The sequence below is a fragment of the Acidovorax sp. NO-1 genome (assembly GCF_000238595.1).
Taxonomy (GTDB): Bacteria; Pseudomonadota; Gammaproteobacteria; order Burkholderiales; family Burkholderiaceae_C; genus Acidovorax.
In genome coordinates, this window is record NZ_AGTS01000080.1 from 15,244 (window position 1) to 32,475 (window position 17,232).

Consider the following 17,232-nt stretch of genomic DNA (forward strand, 5'->3'; position numbering starts at 1 on the left):
TCACGAAGAAACAGCCTGGGCTTGCGATGCGCGCCACGCGCATGATGAATTGACCGGTGCAGGCTGAAATAAGAGTCTTGATCCGGCTATCCCGACACGTTGCCCACTCGCGCACGAACGGCGTGGGCCACTTCGCCCATTACGTCGATGCCGTTGCTCGGGTGCGGCAGCGTATTGCAGGTCACCACGCTGGCCGCGCCGGCGTCCTCAAGCAGCTGCATTGCATCCGGGGCGAACACCGCATGCACGCCGATGCACACTGGATCGTTCTTGAACACCGATCGCACCTGCCGCACAGCCACTGCCATCGTGCGTGCACTGGAGATGATGTCGTCGATCAGCACAGGACGGCGGCCTGCGTATGTCTCGACCTGGGGAACGCTGATTTCGACACTACGGTCACCGAGCCTGCGCTTGGACAGAACAATGAATGGACAGCCGACGCGAGCAGCGACGTCGCTGGCCCACTGCTCGCTTTCTGAATCCGGGCCAACGACCACCGGCTCTGGGACGTGGGCGGCCACCCAGCGTGCGATCGCGGGTGCACTGGCCACGTTCTCGGCCGGAATCGAGTACACCTCGTCGAGCGAGGCGCGGCGATGCAGGTGCGGATCGACCGTCACCAGCCAATCGAACGCCTGCGACAAGAAGCGCGCGAAGGTGACGGAAGTTACGGCCTCGCCTGGCTGGAAGCGCTTGTCCTGGCGCATGTAGGGCAGGTAGGGAGCAACAATACCGACCCGACTGGCGCCCAGTTCACGGGCGGTCTGCGCCAGGTACCACAGGCGCAGCGCCTGCGGATCCGGGTCGCGCAGGGATGCCACGACCACAACGTCTTTGCCGGTGAGATCATCGTGCAGCCGCAGGTAGGACTCGCCGTCGGGGAAGTGGCGCGCCTCCACTCGGCCGACCGGGGCCTGCAGGTGCACCGCGAGGTCGGCCGCCGCTTGCTCGGCGCCAGGTGCGGGAAGGATGACCATGGTCATGCTATTTCCTCGATGGTGACCAGCCCCTGCTGGCGGTTTGCATAGGCCTGCGCGTACTCCAGCTCTCCGGTGGTCTGTGCATGAACGTGGAACAGTGGCTGACCGCGCGCGATCCGATCCCCGAGCTTCACTTCTAGGGTGATGCCTGCGGCCGGCGCCCCTGGCGCTCCTGCCAGCTTGGCAACCATCGCCAGCTTGCGGTTGTCGACGGCGGTAACCACGCCCGCTGCACCGGCAAGGTACGGTCGCACGTGCGGCGCCACGGGCGGCTGGCGCAGGCCACCCTGTGCCTCGCAGATGGCAACAAACTGGGTCCAGGCCAGCCCGCTGTCCAGCGCCTGCTGCGCAAGCGCATAGCCCGCACCGGGGCCGGCTTTTCCGCCCATCTCCAGAAGGTGCCCGGCGAGCAGCAACGCCCGCTCGCGGAGATCCGCAGGGGCCGCAGAGTCCCTTTGCAGGACGGCGAGGACATCCCGCGCCTCGAGAGCGGGACCGACGCCTCGACCGACAGGCTGCGTACCGTCGGTGCGGACGACACGCAGTTGCAAGCCTATCGCCTCGCCGACATGCTCCAGGAGGCCGCCGAGTTCATCCGCCGCTTCTTCGGATCGGACCTTGGCTGTCGGGCCGACCGGAATATCGATCAGCACCCGCTCCGACCCCGCCGCTGCCTTTTTTGACAACACAGAGGCGACCAGTTGCGCGGTGCCATCCAGGTCCAGCGGACGCGACACACGGATTAACACGTCGTCTGCCGGGCTCAGCTGCACGGAGCCTCCCCAGACGATGCAACCGCCGACCTTCGCGACCACCCGGCGCATGGCCTGCAGATCCAGGTTGACTGGCGCCAGGGTCTCCATGGTGTCCGCGGTACCCGCCGGAGAGGTAATCGCCCGGGATGACGTCTTAGGCATGACCAGACCGCAGGCGGTAACGATGGCCACCACCAGCGGCGTCGTCCGGTTGCCCGGCAACCCTCCGACGCAATGCTTGTCCATCACCGGCGAAAAAGGCCAGTGCAGCCGCTCGCCGACATCGATCATGGCGCGGGTCAGGGCGACCGTCTCCTCGTGCGACATTCGGCCACCCGCCGTGGCCGTGACAAAGGACGCCAGGTGCAGGTCGGACAACCGGCCAGCCGCCACATCGTGCATGATGGTTTTGAGCTTTTCATAGTCCAACGACGCACCATAGGTCTTGCCGCGAATATGCCGCTCGGATTCGAGTACCGGGGGATGGCGGATGGCGAGCATTTCGCCCCCTGAAAGGCCGAGAACCCGCCAGGCAGGCTCCGACAAGCCAGCCTCTCCGTGGCCTAGCCAGTCAGCGGCCACGTGGTGCACAGTGGCGATGACCGTTCGACCTTCCCATTCGATCTCAACGCGCGTCTGGGCCTCGAACCCTTCCGAACGGCAGATTTCGCAGTCGACCCGCATGTAGACAACCGGCGATTGGTACGTGAGGATCCCCGCGCGGCGTGCGATCAGCCCCGCGGAATCCGGCAGATGGGCAGCCAGCGCGTTCATCCCAGCTCCACGGCTTGCATATGCTCCGGGACAGTGCATGCCCAGCCATGCTGTTCCTGGATGGCGATGCGCAAGCTGTCGGCAGCGACAGACTCGCCGTGGGTGACAAACACCCGCTTGGGCGGCTGCGGCATCCGTCCCACCCAGCGCAGCAGCTCCTCCCGGTCGGCATGTGCGGACAAGGCACCGAGGCTAGCGACTTCCGCGCGCACGGGAACGTAGTCGCCGTGAATCTTGATCTGCTTTGCGCCGCCCACGAGCGCCGCGCCACGTGTCCCAGCAGCTTGGTAGCCGGCCAGCAGGATGGTGTTGCGAGGATTCGGTGCCATCGCCTTCAGGTGGTGCACCACGCGCCCGCCGGTGGCCATGCCGCTTGCCGAAATGATGACGGCGGGATAGCGCATATCGTTCAGCTTGCGCGACTCCTCCACAGAGTTCACCACCTTGGCTGCGGTGCACATCATCCGGCACTGGTCGGGCGTCAGCCGGTGCTGCGAACGGTGTTTGTGGTACAGCTCCGTCGTATCGGCTGCCATCGGGCTATTAAGGAAGGCCGGCAGGTCTGGAATGCGGCCTTCGCGCTTCAGGGTGGCGAGCACGTACATGAGTGACTGCGCTCGTCCAACCGCAAAGGCGGGGACGATGACCACTCCTCCGCGCGCTGCAGTGCGGTTGATCACCTCTGCAAAAGCAGTAGCGGGATCTTCCTTCTCATGCGATCGGTCGCCATAGGTCGATTCCATGACGACGTAGTCCGCCGCAGGCGGTGCCTGCGGCGGCCGCATGACAACGTCCTCGTCGCGCCCAAGGTCGCCCGAAAACAGCAACGACCCTGAACCCCACTGCACATGAACGCTGGCGGCACCAAGGATGTGGCCGGCGAGCGAAAAACGCATTCGCAGCCCCTCGACCGGCTCGAACTCGGCGTCAAACTGCTGAGGCTGGAACAGGCGCAGGGTCTTGCGCGCGTCCTGTTCCGTGTAAAGCGGCAGGGCCGGACTGTGCTTCGAGAAACCGCGACGATTGGCATAAAGCGCATCTTCCTCCTGCAGGTGCCCCGAATCCGGTAGCAGCAACGCGCAGAGGTCGCGCGTCGCTTCGGTGCAAAACACAGAGCCGCTGAACCCCTGGCGCGCCAGTGCGGGCAGGTAACCACTATGGTCGATGTGCGCGTGGGTCAGCACGACGGCATCGATCGTTTCAGGCTGCAGCGGGAAGACATCCCAGTTGCGCAGCCGCAACTGCTTGAGGCCCTGGAACAGTCCGCAGTCGACCAGCACGCGCTTGCCGCCGTGCTCCAGCAGGTATTTCGATCCCGTGACAGTGCCTGCGGCACCCAGGAAAGTAATTCGCATATCGTTCCTTTCGATCAGTAAGAACTCATGATGATCCGGGGATCGCCGGTACCTCGGACAGCCTGCAATTCCGGCGCGTCGAGCAGCCGTTCCACTTCGAGACCAGCCGCTTCCGATGCGGCGGAAACCGCGTGGGCCCATGTCGTTCGGTTCGCGAACAGCATGCCTGCAACGTCCAGCGTCCCGCCGCGGCTCACGTACCCGAGCACGCGAGTCGTTTGCGCGCCGGTGTCAAGGGGACGCAGCAAACCAACCAGAGTTTCCGGACGCGTATGCGTGAGGAAGATGCGCACATCCTGCGTCGCAGGGAAAAGTGCATCGGTCGCTGCACTCTGGTGAGCAGCCTCGCGGGCGTCCCGAGCGACGCGGAAACGCCCGGGCTCGATGATGTAGTTCACGGCAACCTCGACGCCGCGCTGCTTAAGCCTTTCGGCGGCCTTGAGAGCCTCACCCAGCTGGTAGGCCCCGACAGCAGTGAACAGAATGCGTGCCTGGGGTGCGGGTCGGATACACAGGGCGCCATCGCGCACCAAACGCGCAGCTTCTTGCGCAGAGAACCAGACCGGCAAGGCCCTCTTCGGCACCACCATCGTCCAGAACTGGCCGCGCGTCTGGTACGCGGCTTGCAAGGCCGCCTGTGCCGTGTTCCAGTCGGGCGGGTACAGGACGCGGGAGACGTCGCTCATCTCGCCCTGCAGCGTCTCGCCGAACGAAGGATCCTGGTGTGACTGCTCGTTCTTGCCGTTCTCCCACGTGTGGGAAGTAGCCACCGTCACCACCGACAACCAGCCGGGGGGACGCCCTGCATCCGCAAGTTGGCGGGCAAACAGGATTTCCTGCCGAAGAGCGCCCAGCATCTTGGCGGCGAAGGCTTCATAGGAAACGATCAGGTTGAGCCCCCCCTTGTTGGCGAGGGCCGCACTAACCACAGCCTCCTCGTTGAGGGCAGTGACCACGGAGCCGCTGATTGACTCGGCCACGCCCTGCTCCGGCGTCACGACGCGGTGCTTGAGCAGATCGAGCGTGCGGCCCATGCGGTTGCTGCGCAGCTCGTCCGGGTTCCCAACCCGCACCCGCAGTTGCGGATTGGCGGCCACCAGCGCCGTGAACGCCTGGTCGATCCCCTCCATCGGCGAGTATTCGCGCTCACCGGGCGCGAGCGACGCAAGAGCTGGAAGAGACGGAACTGGCACGTTGCGTGTGGCGAAGGCGTGATCCCGTTCGCGCACCCGGCGCTGCTCATCATGCCGATTGAGAACCGCTGCGGCGGAGGTTAGGTCTTCGCGTGAGACCCACAACGCCTTCGACCCTTCTTCGAAGAGCGCGCGAGCCCCCGCGTCAACGCGGGGGTTGGCACCGAGCGGAAGGTTGTGCGCATCGTTGGAACCCGCGCCGGGAAAGCCGTAGCCTTTCGGGGCTTCCGCAATGGTGTAGTGCAACGGTACCGGGTAGCCGCCGGTACCCGTGCGGATGGCCTCGGTGCAGGCATCGAGTCGATCCTCCATGGTGAAGATCGCCCAGGCGAAAGCGGCCGGGTCGGTGCCATCGATCTCGATCGGGTCGAAGCCGTTCAGGCGCAGGTGGTCTTTCAGCCACTGCACGCCGCCTTGCTGCTGTAGGGTGCTGCGTTGCTCGATGCGGCGACCATTGAGGATCATGATCGGCGCCACATGGCCGCTGTCCTCGGCGCGCCACCAGCGGGGCGCCCAGTCGCTGCCCCGTTGCTCCTCGAAAGCGCCGTCGCTCAGGAAGGCCACCAGCCGCTCGCCCGGCAGCGGGATGTGGACGTACTGCAGCTCGGCGAACCCGAGATACCCGCCCTCGGAGATGCCACCGGCTGTATTGGCGTTGACATGACTGCCAAGCGGGGATTCCGGCCGCCCATCGGGCCCGATGGAATAGGAATAGAAATCGCCGACGAAACGCGTCAGGCCGGAATCGCTCAAGTCGTATCGCTGCGCCTGGATTGGCAGCATGTTGCCCACCAGCAGGTTGACCGCCTCGACGCCGGCGACGCTGTGGCCCTGCCCCATGATCCAGCCCCGCGTATGGCCGGTCAACGAGTTCGCCGCCAGGTAGCCGGCGTAGGCAGGCACCATGTTGAGCGACCCACCGGTATGACCCTCAGGCGTTTGCTTGTACTCGTCGGGTTGCAGAGCGGCACCGTCCCACCGCACCCGCTGGGCGTAGGTCATGTGCACTGTCAGCCACATGGCCGCCGATGCGAGGCGGTCTGCGGCGCGCAGGAGGCGATAAACGTCGGATGGCGAAGCAGCCCGGCCCTGCGCCACCAGCAGCTGCGCCAGCTCGAAGATGCGCAACTGTGTCTGTGGTGAGTGCTGGATCACACCGTATCCGGCGGCCCACTGCGCGAACTCCGCGTCGGCCTCGCGGTGGAGGCGGGCTCGGTGCGTGGTCAGGTGTTTCTGGTGGGCATCATGCATATACGTCGCTTTCCTTTCGTTTAACAGTCAAGGCCGTTGTCGGCGCACCCGGTGCGCGAAGGCTCATGGCCAGGAAAAACGAGACGTACGTACAGCGTTGATCCCTCGCCGATCTGGGTGAGCATGGCTGTTTGCCCCCTGCGCGAGCGCCCGCCGGCGTGTTGCTCGCGATCGGAATAATCATGAATCCGTCTTTCGTTGGTGCTGTCAGTGCAGATTAATGGCGTAAACCCCCATCCACTTGATCTACATCAAACGGAATCCGATGCAGGGCTGTAGATGACAGATTTGTAATCCAGCCGCGCGGGGCAGTAAATATGCTTCCCGCTAGCAAGTGCCCTTCCCACTACATACTTTAAAGGACTCAAAATGCGTTCGCCAATCAACGTTCGAGTTTCACTGCTCAGGCCTCTATTGGGCGTCGGTCTTGCCTTAGCTGCAGCGTCCGCCATGAGCGCGCCCACGGGAATCGTCTACACCGCCAACGAGCGCGACGGCTCGATCACCCGAGTACAGCTGGAAACCGGGGTCAAGCAAACAACTAAGGTTGAGATAACGCCGCACAACGTGCAGGTCAGCCCCGACGGCAAGCGCCTGCTGGCAGTAGGCGTTTCCAGTCATGACGGACATGGTGCCGCAGGAGCAACCTCCAAGGGAAAACTGCTGGTAATGGAGACCTCCGGTGCCAGTGACCGTGTACTCATTGACGCGGGCGATCATCCCGCCCACGTAGTGACCGACGCGAGCGGAGGGCGCGCGTTCGTTTCCGACTCCGGGTCGAATGTTGTCCATGTGATCGACCTGGCCAGCAAGCGCAGCGTCGGCCAAATACCCACCGACAAGTACCCACATGGATTGCGACTGAGCCCCAACGGCAAGGATCTTTACGTAGCGAACATGCGCGGCGGTACGGTATCCGTCATCGACGTTGGCACGCTCAAGGAAACAGCAAGAATTTCTGTAGGCAAAGGGCCGGTCCAGGTCGGCTTCTCGACCGACGGGACGATGGCCTTTGTCTCGCTGAGCGCGGAGAACAGCCTGGGCATCATCGACACCGCCAAAGGCCGCCTGGTGAAGAAGGTCCCGGTGGGCTCCACCCCCATCCAGATGTACGCCACGCCAGACACGCGCAACGTCTACGTAGCGAACCAGGGCAGCGCCACCAAGCCGGCGGATACCGTGTCTGTGGTCGACCCGCAGGCTGGCAAGGTCGTTGCGACCATCAAGACCGACAAGGGCGCCCATGGTGTCGCCATCAGCAAGGATGGACGCTATGTGTTCGTCACTAATATTGAAGCGGGGACGCTGTCGATCATTGACACGACCAGCAATAAAGTGGTGGCGACGCACCGCGTGGGCGCTGGGCCGAACGGAGTCACATACCTCGAGTAGCATCAGCATGAGACCGCGCGCCTGCTGCTGGCCTGATGGTGCGCGGGCGCGCCGGCGGGGATGACCGCGGCACACAGAAAGCCCAATAAAGGAACACGCGATGCAGAAGGAAAGTACTTTGCCCGGACGGCCCGGCGAAGATCATGCGCACGATCACGCTCATCACCAGCACGGCCCCGCCCACGCGGCAAGTACCGCACTGAAGGACCCCGTGTGCGGCATGGGGGTGACGGCGAATTCGGCCCACCACTCCCACCATGGGGGCGAGGAGTACTACTTCTGTAGCGCCAGATGCAAGGGTAAGTTCGATGCGGGACCAGCGAGCTACATTGCCGCGGGGCCCGGCAGCGTACCAGTGCCTGATTCTCCGCCCGCCGCTGAGGGAACAATCTACACCTGCCCGATGCACCCCCAGATCCGCCAGGATCATCCCGGCAGTTGCCCGATCTGCGGCATGGGGCTCGAGCCGCTCATGCCCAGCCTGGAGGACGACGACAACCCGGAGCTGAAGGACTTTTCGCGCCGTTTCTGGTGGACGCTGCCCCTCACATTGATCGTCGCCGTGCTGGCCATGTTCGGACACCGTGCCGGCTGGTTCGACATGGTCACGCAAAGCTGGATCGAACTGGTTCTCTCCCTGCCCATCGTGCTGTGGGGGGCTTGCCCTTCTTCGTGCGCGGCTGGCAATCCGTTGTCAACCGCAGCCCCAACATGTGGACGCTTATCGGCCTGGGCACCGGCGCGGCATTCCTGTACAGCCTGGTCGCCACCGTGGCCCCCGGCGTGTTCCCGCCGGAGTTCACCGACATGGGGCGCGTGGCCGTGTATTACGAAGCGGCCGCCGTGATCATTTCGCTCACGCTGCTCGGTCAGATGCTGGAGCTAAAAGCGCGCTCGCAGACCTCAGCGGCCATCAAGTCGCTGCTGGGCCTGGCGCCCAAGACAGCACGGGTCATTCGTCCCGACGGCACGGAGGAGGATGTCCCGCTTTCGAACGTGCACCTCGGCGACCTGCTGCGCGTGCGGCCCGGCGAGAAGGTGCCGGTGGACGGCGTGGTGGTAGATGGCAGCAGCTCGGTGGACGAATCCATGCTGACAGGCGAACCCATGCCCGTATCGAAACGGCCGGGCGACAAGCTGATCGGCGCCACCCTGAACACGGCCGGAGCCCTGACGCTGCGCGCGGAGAAGGTGGGCTCGGCCACCGTGCTGTCGCAAATCGTACAGCTGGTGGCCCAGGCGCAGCGCTCGCGCGCACCCATGCAGCGCATGGCCGACCTGGTGGCGGGTTACTTCGTGCTCGGTGTCATCGCCATTGCAGTGACGACGCTGATTGTCTGGGGCTTTTTCGGGCCGCAACCGAGCTGGGTCTACGGGTTCATCAATGCCGTTGCGGTGCTGATCATCGCCTGCCCTTGCGCCCTCGGCCTGGCCACTCCGATGTCCATCATGGTCGCCACCGGCCGCGGAGCGACCCAAGGCGTGCTGTTCCGCGACGCAGCGGCGATCGAGAACTTCCGCAAGATCGACACGCTGATCGTGGACAAGACGGGCACCCTCACGGAAGGACGCCCAACCTTCGAGAAGGCGATAGCAGCCGCAGGCTTTAGCGACGCAGACGTGCTGCGCCTGGCCGCCAGCCTGGATCAAGGCAGCGAACATCCACTGGCCGCAGCGATCGTGCAGGCAGCATTGGAGCAGGGTCTAACGCTCTCGGCTGTGACTGACTTCGAGTCAGGCTCCGGCATCGGCGTGACTGGCCGCGTCGAAGGTCAGTCCTTGAGGCTCGGCAACACGGCTCTGATGGAGCAGGCCGGCATCGACAGCAGCAGCCTGAGACGCGAGTCCGAAGACCTGCGGGGGCAAGGGGCCAGCGTCATGTATCTCGCGGTGGACGGCCGTTTCGCTGGCTTGCTGGCGGTTTCTGACCCTGTAAAAGCGAGCACGCCGGAGGCGCTGCAGGCGCTGCACGCCGCCGGCATTCGCGTGATCATGGCCACGGGGGACGGTGTCACAACGGCCCGAGCTGTTGCCAAGCGGCTCGGCATCGACGAAGTGCACGGCGAGGTCAAGCCGGCAGACAAGCTGACGCTCGTTGAGCGGTTACAGGCCGAAGGCAGGGTCGTCGGTATGGCCGGCGACGGCATCAACGATGCGCCGGCGCTGGCGAAGGCCGACGTCGGCATCGCGATGGGCACCGGCACCGACGTCGCCATGAACAGCGCGCAGGTGACGCTGGTAAAGGGCGACCTGCGCGGCATCTCGATCGCGCGTCGGCTCTCGCAGGACACGGTCGCCAACATGAAGCAGAACCTGCTGTTCGCCTTCCTCTACAACGCGATGGGCGTGCCGGTGGCGGCCGGCGTTCTCTATCCGCTGACCGGCTGGCTTCTGTCACCCTTGATTGCCGCACTGGCAATGAGCCTGAGTTCGGCTTCTGTGGTGTTCAACGCGTTGCGCCTTCGACGGAAAGGCTGACGCGAGGAGTCGAAGTGAGGAGCCAGTGGGTGGAATACCGCGAGCTACGTCGGGATGAGTACCTGTTGACAGTTTCAATTCTTTTTAGCCTCCAGCGCTTATCCAGCAAGCGCTAGCAGCTATCAATTTGTCAACATCGCACTGCCTGCGTAGCGCGGTGCCTTTTCGTGGTCAGCGCCCGTTGTCGTGCTCGGGCAGCTGGCTAGTTTGGCTTTTGGGTCTACCCCGGCAGACAAGCGGGCAGGCATGCGGCCAGCCGCTTACTTTGCTCGATATGACCCTCCATCCCTCTTTCTTCTACTCGCCTCCCCTCCTTCTTATCGGAAAGGGCGGCAGATGCCCAGGTGCATCACCAAGGCGCCCGTGTCACTGGGCTGGCGGGTAGCCGGCTTCCCCCAGCGCGTCGGCGAAGTCCTGCCGGTCTTCCGCCGATTCGATCTTGACCAGCCTCGAATGCAAATCGACCTCGATCTTGGCGACCGGATCGACGAGCTTGCACGTCTTCATAACGGTACTGGCGCAGTGTCCGCAGCTCATGTCCGGGAGATTCAATTCGATCATGGCAAGTTCCTCAAAAAAGTGGCTGAAGGCAGCATCGTCAAGCCTGTCACCGTGTCAGACTCAATAGAAGTGGTTAAAAATTTTCTTGTCGGAGGGGCTTGACCTTGCCATGATAGTAAGGTTGATCATGCAAACCAGCGCTTGGATTTCAGACGCTAGGAGCCAACCATGCAGACCACGACGACGATGCCAGCGAGCCTGGCGAACCTAAACTTACAGAAGCTGGGCATCGAGTTGCCGATTGAGGGCATGACCTGCGCCTCTTGCGTGTCCCGCGTTGAGAAGGCGCTGGCCAAAATTCCCGGCGTCGAGCGCGCCAGCGTGAACCTGGCGACCGAGAGCGCGAGCATCTCGGCATCAAGCCAGGTCGACCTCGCCACGCTTCGCGCCGCGGTGGAGAAGGCGGGCTATTCCGTGCGCAACGATGAGGCGAGCCTGTCTATCGAGGGAATGACTTGCGCCTCCTGCGTCTCGCGTGTCGAGAAGGCGCTGCGCAAGCTCCCGGAAGTGACTGCCGCAGAAGTGAACCTCGCGACAGAGAAAGCGGAAGTCCGGTTCGTGGGCCGCGCCGACGAAGTGCTACCCAGGCTCGTGGCCGCCGTCGAGAAGGCGGGATACGCTGCGAAGCTTCCCCAGGAAACCGATGGAGCCTCGCAAACTGCAAAGGCGAGTTGGCCAGATTGGTGGCCGGTCGCTGTGGCCGCCGCCCTCTCGCTTCCCCTCGTGCTACCCATGCTCGCCATGCTGTTCAACGTTGACTGGGCTCTCCCCGGGTGGTGGCAGTTGGCGCTTGCCACTCCCGTACAGTTCTGGCTAGGCGCCCGCTTCTACCGCTCCGCATGGAAGGCCGTGAAGGCGCGAGCGGGCAACATGGACCTGCTTGTCGCGCTGGGCACGTCGGCCGGCTATGGCCTCTCTCTCTACCTGCTCATCGTTGGAATCGGCCACGAGGGTCACGGCGAGGCGCCTCACCTCTACTTCGAGGCCTCCGCGGTTGTGATCACCCTGGTTCTACTTGGCAAGTGGCTGGAAGGCCGCGCCAAGCGCCAGACCACCGAGGCCATTCGGGCTCTTAATGCGCTGCGCCCTGATACCGCTCGAGTGCGTCGCGGCGACACCGATGTTGAGGTTCCAGCCGCCCAGGTGAAAGTCGGCGACGTTGTGGTGGTTCGCCCCGGCGAGCGCGTGCCCGTTGACGGCGATATCCTGGAAGGATCCACGCACGTGGACGAGTCGCTCATTACGGGCGAAAGCCTGCCAGTGGCGAAGGTGCCCGGCGCGAAGGTCGTCGGGGGCTCAGTGAACGCGGAGGGGCTGTTCACGGCCAGCGCCACCGCAGTCGGCGCAGAGTCCACTCTGTCGCGCATCGCGCGGATGGTCGAGTCGGCCCAAGCCAAGAAGGCGCCCATCCAGCGCCTGGTCGACCAGGTGAGTGAGGTCTTCGTCCCGGTTGTACTGGTAATCGCCGTCATCACCCTCATCGCCTGGGGCTTGGCCACAGGTGACTGGGAGCGCGCGATCCTCAACGCCGTCGCCGTTCTGGTCATCGCCTGCCCGTGCGCACTGGGGCTTGCCACGCCCACCGCCATCATGGCCGGCACAGGAGTGGCCGCCCGCCGAGGCATCCTGATCAAGGATGCGGAGGCCTTGGAAGTCGCCCACAACGTAAAGATCGTCGCGTTCGATAAGACTGGCACCCTTACCGAAGGCAAGCCGCGCCTGGTGGCATTTGAAGCTGCCGACGGCGACCACGCGGGCCTTCTGCGCCTGGCCGCGAGCGTGCAAGCGGCGAGTGAGCACCCTCTGGCCCGCGCCGTCCTGGACGCGGCTAAGGAGAACTTGGTCAGCATCGCTCCAGCGCAGGACGCTCAGTCCGTCGCGGGCCGTGGCATGGCGGCCAAGGTGAAGGGGCAAGCTCTCAGCCTTGGGAGCTCCCGCTGGATGCAGGAGCTAGGCGTCGACCTCTCCCCGCTGACCTCGCGAGCCCAGGAGTTCGAAGACGAGGGCCGAACCGTGTCGTGGTTGGCCGAAGGCGCTCAGCCCGCGCGGCTCGTCGGCCTGCTGGCGTTTGGCGATGCAGCGAAGGCCACCGCCAAGGAGGCGGTCGCGAGCCTGCGGGAGCAAGGCGTCAGAGTCGTCATGGTCACAGGCGACAACAAAGGCGCCGCGCGCGTCGCGGCCCAGGAGCTGGGCATCGACGAGGTTCGCGCCGAAGTTCTGCCGGCGGACAAAGCGCGGGTCGTCTCCGAGCTCAAAGCGAGCGGGCTGGCCGTGGCGATGGTGGGCGACGGCATCAACGACGCACCTGCATTGGCGGCGGCCGATGTGGGCTTCTCGATGTCCAGCGGGACCGAGGTCGCCATGCATGCGGCCGGAGTCACCTTGATGCGTGGCGATCCGCGCTTGGTGGGCGACGCAATCGAAATCTCGCGCAAGACTTACGCGAAGATTCGCCAAGGCCTGTTTTGGGCTTTCGTCTACAACGTGGTTGGAATCCCTCTCGCAGCGTTCGGACTGCTCAACCCCATGCTCGCCGGAGCCGCGATGGCGTTCTCCTCAGTGAGCGTGGTCGCCAATGCATTAACCCTGCGCCACTGGAAAGGAAGGTCCGCATGAAAACGATCGGTGATGGAATGAACATCGGGGAAGCCGCCGAGAAGGCGGGGGTAACGCCTAAGATGGTGCGTCACTACGAGTCGCTGGGTCTGCTGCCAAAGGTCCACCGCACCGAGTCGGGTTATCGCGTGTATGGCGAGTCGGAGGTTCACACGCTGCGCTTCATCAAACGCTCAAGGGACTTGGGCTTTTCGGTCCCCGTAATCGGCGAGCTGGTGAAGCTTTGGCAAGACCGCAGGCGGTCAAGCGCAAGCGTGAAGAAGGTGGCATCCGCGCACCTTGCGGAGCTCGACCGCAAGATCATGGAGATGGAGTCCATGCGAAAGACGCTGGGACACCTGATCCACTGTTGCCACGGCGATGACCGCCCGGATTGTCCAATCCTTGGAGATTTGGAGAGCTTCGTCGCCCCAGCCACAACGAAGGCAAAGGTGAAGCCGCAGACACTGAGAGCCTCGGCCAAGGGAACAGCGTGAACGGTAGGCGCGAATACGACTTCGAAAGCAGCCGTGCATACAGGATCCTGCCAAGAGCCACCACCCTATTCAGGGGCGTACAAGTTACTGCTAGACGCCCGGATGCCGAAAGTAACAAGCATACGTTCCAGCTGAACATGCTTTCGAACTCGGCGCATTCTTAAGGCAGGCGCTTGGTCTACGGGGCGCTCGCGCCCCAGCGGAGGCAGATGGATTCATGGACGATACCCCTTGATTTAGATCAACTGGCGTCGGCAAATACCTTCTACCATGAACTTACTATTTTTCTGCCATGAAGTTCCTCTTCCGCACCACCACCAGTCGCAATGCCGCATCCTTGATGCTGGCCGTGTGGCTGTTCGTGCTGGCTTCGGGCTTCGCCAATGCTTGTCTGCTGGAATCGCCTCATCACGGCGGGCACCAGCCTGCCTCGGAGAGCTCTCGCATCACAGCCCAAGTCCCGGTGACTGCGCATGAGAGTGAACGAAGCTCCAAAGCTCCGTGCCTGAAAGCCTGCGACGACGGATCGCAGGCCTTGCAAAGCAGTAGCGGCATGGACTCTGTCGATCCGGGCTCCCCCCCTTTGGCCGGAGTCATCTGGACAGGGGGCACGATCCTTTTGGCGCGCAACCTGAGCGGTTTTGAAACTCAGCCTTCGCTGAGTGCTCCCCCCAAGCGAATCACCTACTCGCGGTGGGCGCTCTAGCCTCCTGCTAGCTCGACCGCAGTCTCGTTGCGGCGTTTGATCTTCGGTTCCCGGGGCAGGACCGAGAAGCATGGTAGTGCGCCCCGCTTTCACCTATTACACACTGGAGTCCCACATGAACCGAGTTCACCTTCTTTCTCTCGCATTTGCAGTTTCTACCCTTGGCACGTCAGCGTGGGCGGCGGCTCCGACCGACCCGCACACCGGTCATCATCCCGCCGGAGGCGCCCCCGCACCCACATCTAAACAGGCACCCGTTAAGCCCGGACCGAACATGGCACAAATGGATGCCCAGACCAAAGCGATGCGTGACATGCACGAAAAGATGATGGCCGCGAAGACGCCAGAAGAGCGCAGCGCCCTAATGGCAGAGCACATGAAGACGATGCAGGAAGGCATGACCATGATGAATGGGATGCCGGCGGGGGGCATGAAGTCCATGAAGGGCGACATGTCCACGCACCATCAAATGATGGAAAAGCGCATGGAAATGATGGGCGCTTCCATGCAGATGATGATGGATCTGTTGCCGCCTGTGCCCGCGAAATAAGGAGAACGCCATGAGACCTCTGCGCACCGGCGTTGCCCTGGCCGCAACGGTAGGCGGTTTCTATGTCCTGTGTACTGTGGCGTGGATCCTCGTTCCAGCGACCTTCCTGGATCTGATGAACAACTTGTTCCACGGTATGGACTTCACTGCCATGGTGAGTCCCCGACCCTTCAGCGTATTCGGGTTTTTTAAGGCGTTGCTCGTGCTGAGCACGTGGGCGCTGCTTGCCGGGATGTTCTTCAGCTGGCTGCACAACCGGCTGGAGCGTTGACCGTAAACCTTTCGGAGAAAAAGATGACTGAACACCATTCCCCACCGAAGGCACAAGCGCCTAACTTTTTTCGCACGCGCTACGTCCTCGGACTCGTTGTGATGGGCGCCATCGCAGCATATTTCCTGCTCAGTGAGCACCGTGCGCACTTCATTGGCGCGCTGCCCCTGCTCCTGCTCCTCGCGTGCCCCCTGATGCATGTGTTTATGCATAACGGACACGATTCCCACGGTGGCGGTCATGCGGGTCATCAAGACACCAAAGCCACCCCCGCAAGGCCAACCTCCACAACGGGAGAGCAACCATGACCCACGATACGTCGGCCTACGGCCTCTGGACACTGGTCGTCCTGAACTCGGCGATCTTTCTCATGTTCGCGTTCAGTTTCTTCAAACCACAGACCGCGCGCGACTGGCGAACTTTCGGCGCTTTCGCCGCGTTCATCGTGGCTCTCTTCGTCGAGATGTACGGTTTTCCTCTGACGCTCTATGTCTTGTCCGGATGGCTACAGACAAGGTACCCCGGCCTCGACCTGCTCTCGCACAACTCCGGTCACCTGTGGTCGACCCTCCTTGGCGAAAAGGGCGACGCTCATTTCGGCCCGCTTCATATTGCCAGCTACGTATTCCTGGGCTACGGCTTCTACCTGTTGTCCACCGCATGGAATGTGCTGTATCACGCGCAACGCCACGATACGCTGGCGACCACGGGCCCCTATGCCCGCCTCCGCCATCCGCAGTATGTGGCTTTCGTCCTGATCCTGCTGGGTTTCCTGCTGCAATGGCCGACGCTGCTCACCCTGGCGATGTTTCCGATCCTCCTGGTGATGTATGGACGGCTGGCAGTCACGGAAGAAACCGAGATGCGAAAGCGCTTCGGAGCGGTCTATGAGGCCTACGCAGCGCGCACTCCGCGGTTCATTCCCTTTTTCGGTAAAAAAGGGGCTGCCACATGAAGACCAGCACTGTCGCAGTCGCAAAGTTGGTGTCCAACCTGAGCGCCGAGGGCGTGAGTAGCATGCTGCCGGCGGATGATTCTCGATTCCGGGCTGTTTGAGCGGCCGGCAAACTACGCGCTGCTTTCCATCACCCTCTGCGAGAAGACGACGCCTTGGATTGCGTGGACGCCAGCAAGCCTGCGGCGGTCATCGTCGGTCCCCGTGCCGGACACGGCCCGGGGGCTGGCGGCTTCAAGCACGACTCCGAAGTGGGCATGTCCCTGCATGAACCCCACGAAACCTATTTGGTCGTGTTTTTTCTGCTGTCAATGTCCGAATCAGACTCTAGCCGACGTACTGTATGTGTTGCGGCGCTTTGTCGAGGGGGGAGGGGGTCCTGAAGCAATCACTGCCCAGACGCGAAAGCAGGCCTTCCAGGCGCCGGCGACTGGCGGTTTGCATGTGGGCCACGCTGCCGGTGTAGGCGGTGGTGATTTCCGGGCGGGTGTGGCCTGTTTCCAGGGACAGGGCGCGGCGGGCGGCGAGGTCGGTTTCCGCGTCCGGCCTGGCGCCTCCCGTCACGGGGGGCTTGAACCCGGTGAGTTCCTCATACCGGGCCCCCACGTAGCCATGCCGCAGCCCGTGCCCCGTGACACCCGAGGCCTTGCGGGTGATGCCATGTACGCCAAGGATGTAGTAGTAGTGCGCCTGGGCTTTTGGCAAGTTGTGGCCGTAGCGTCCTAGCAGTCCCGTCCGGTTGCTGGCCATGGCTTTGGCTGCTTCCAGGACTTCGCGCTGCATCTCGGTCTTGATGGGGACAGCCCTGCCCCGCCCCCCCTTGGTCCCACGGTTGACCAGCAGGAGTTCTCCCATGTCGGATTCCCGGGGTTTAAGGCAGATGGCTTCCGTGGCTCGAAGTCCGAAGGCGTCTTGC

At 63.4% G+C, this 17,232-nt stretch carries 15 protein-coding genes and 2 pseudogenes; 11 read left to right on the top strand and 6 right to left on the bottom strand.

The annotated features are described in order from the left end of the window. Positions 1 to 86 precede the first annotated feature (86 nt). From KYG_RS12780 to KYG_RS12795, 4 genes are read right to left on the bottom strand one after another with little or no spacing between them, the layout of a single operon-like run. A complete protein-coding gene (locus tag KYG_RS12780; protein WP_008905322.1) occupies positions 87 to 986 on the bottom strand; it encodes a ribose-phosphate pyrophosphokinase in 900 nt (299 codons plus the stop codon). Beyond that, positions 983 to 2,512 (bottom strand): thymidine phosphorylase family protein, encoded by a 1,530-nt coding sequence (locus tag KYG_RS12785; RefSeq protein ID WP_008905323.1) that lies wholly within the window; start codon positions 2,510 to 2,512, stop codon positions 983 to 985. The genes KYG_RS12780 and KYG_RS12785 overlap by 4 nt, the downstream gene beginning before the upstream one ends. Continuing rightward, a complete protein-coding gene (locus KYG_RS12790; RefSeq protein ID WP_008905324.1) occupies positions 2,509 to 3,867 on the bottom strand; it encodes an MBL fold metallo-hydrolase in 1,359 nt (452 codons plus the stop codon). Before KYG_RS12790 ends, KYG_RS12785 begins: the two co-directional genes overlap by 4 nt. Before the next feature lie 14 nt (positions 3,868 to 3,881). Then, positions 3,882 to 6,311: a hypothetical protein gene (locus KYG_RS12795; RefSeq protein WP_008905325.1), complete on the bottom strand. Its 2,430-nt coding sequence runs from the start codon at positions 6,309 to 6,311 to the stop codon at positions 3,882 to 3,884. A 450-nt stretch (positions 6,312 to 6,761) separates the two neighbouring features. On the opposite strand from KYG_RS12795, the gene KYG_RS12800 reads away from it, so the two are divergent. The 3 genes and pseudogenes from KYG_RS12800 to KYG_RS25495 all read left to right on the top strand — a co-directional run. Next, positions 6,762 to 7,703, top strand: coding sequence for a YncE family protein (locus KYG_RS12800; RefSeq protein ID WP_008905326.1), 942 nt, complete (start codon positions 6,762 to 6,764; stop codon positions 7,701 to 7,703). Between the two features lie 100 nt (positions 7,704 to 7,803). After that, positions 7,804 to 10,181, top strand: a pseudogene (locus KYG_RS12805) (heavy metal translocating P-type ATPase). Between the two features lie 165 nt (positions 10,182 to 10,346). After that, positions 10,347 to 10,442: pseudogene (locus KYG_RS25495) on the top strand (hypothetical protein); the annotation flags it as partial. 105 nt (positions 10,443 to 10,547) lie between these two features. Here the strand turns inward: KYG_RS25495 and KYG_RS12810 are convergent. Continuing rightward, positions 10,548 to 10,742: a heavy-metal-associated domain-containing protein gene (locus tag KYG_RS12810; protein ID WP_008905329.1), complete on the bottom strand. Its 195-nt coding sequence runs from the start codon at positions 10,740 to 10,742 to the stop codon at positions 10,548 to 10,550. A 168-nt stretch (positions 10,743 to 10,910) separates the two neighbouring features. On the opposite strand from KYG_RS12810, the gene KYG_RS12815 reads away from it, so the two are divergent. From KYG_RS12815 to KYG_RS25185, 8 genes are all read left to right on the top strand, one after another. Further along, a complete protein-coding gene (locus KYG_RS12815; protein ID WP_008905330.1) occupies positions 10,911 to 13,358 on the top strand; it encodes a heavy metal translocating P-type ATPase in 2,448 nt (815 codons plus the stop codon). Continuing rightward, positions 13,355 to 13,834 carry a Cu(I)-responsive transcriptional regulator gene (gene cueR, locus KYG_RS12820; protein ID WP_008905331.1) on the top strand — a complete coding sequence of 160 codons (480 nt, stop codon included), beginning with the start codon at positions 13,355 to 13,357 and terminating at the stop codon, positions 13,832 to 13,834. Before KYG_RS12815 ends, cueR begins: the two co-directional genes overlap by 4 nt. Before the next feature lie 292 nt (positions 13,835 to 14,126). After that, positions 14,127 to 14,540: a hypothetical protein gene (locus tag KYG_RS24440; RefSeq protein ID WP_139019381.1), complete on the top strand. Its 414-nt coding sequence runs from the start codon at positions 14,127 to 14,129 to the stop codon at positions 14,538 to 14,540. Positions 14,541 to 14,655: 115 nt separating this feature from the next. Beyond that, positions 14,656 to 15,090, top strand: a complete 435-nt coding sequence (locus tag KYG_RS12825; protein WP_034694499.1) for a hypothetical protein — start codon at positions 14,656 to 14,658, stop codon at positions 15,088 to 15,090. 10 nt (positions 15,091 to 15,100) lie between these two features. After that, positions 15,101 to 15,361 carry a DUF5676 family membrane protein gene (locus KYG_RS12830; RefSeq protein ID WP_008905334.1) on the top strand — a complete coding sequence of 87 codons (261 nt, stop codon included), beginning with the start codon at positions 15,101 to 15,103 and terminating at the stop codon, positions 15,359 to 15,361. Between the two features lie 23 nt (positions 15,362 to 15,384). Further along, positions 15,385 to 15,669: a DUF2933 domain-containing protein gene (locus KYG_RS12835; RefSeq protein WP_008905335.1), complete on the top strand. Its 285-nt coding sequence runs from the start codon at positions 15,385 to 15,387 to the stop codon at positions 15,667 to 15,669. Then, positions 15,666 to 16,316, top strand: a complete 651-nt coding sequence (locus KYG_RS12840; RefSeq protein WP_008905336.1) for an isoprenylcysteine carboxylmethyltransferase family protein — start codon at positions 15,666 to 15,668, stop codon at positions 16,314 to 16,316. The genes KYG_RS12835 and KYG_RS12840 overlap by 4 nt, the downstream gene beginning before the upstream one ends. A gap of 164 nt (positions 16,317 to 16,480) precedes the next feature. Continuing rightward, positions 16,481 to 16,699 carry a DUF3141 domain-containing protein gene (locus KYG_RS25185; RefSeq protein WP_342721841.1) on the top strand — a complete coding sequence of 73 codons (219 nt, stop codon included), beginning with the start codon at positions 16,481 to 16,483 and terminating at the stop codon, positions 16,697 to 16,699. Here the strand turns inward: KYG_RS25185 and KYG_RS25190 are convergent. Continuing rightward, the coding region (locus KYG_RS25190) for an integrase domain-containing protein (RefSeq protein ID WP_008905338.1) at positions 16,644 to 17,232 on the bottom strand (589 nt) is incomplete at its 5' end. The genes KYG_RS25185 and KYG_RS25190 overlap by 56 nt on opposite strands.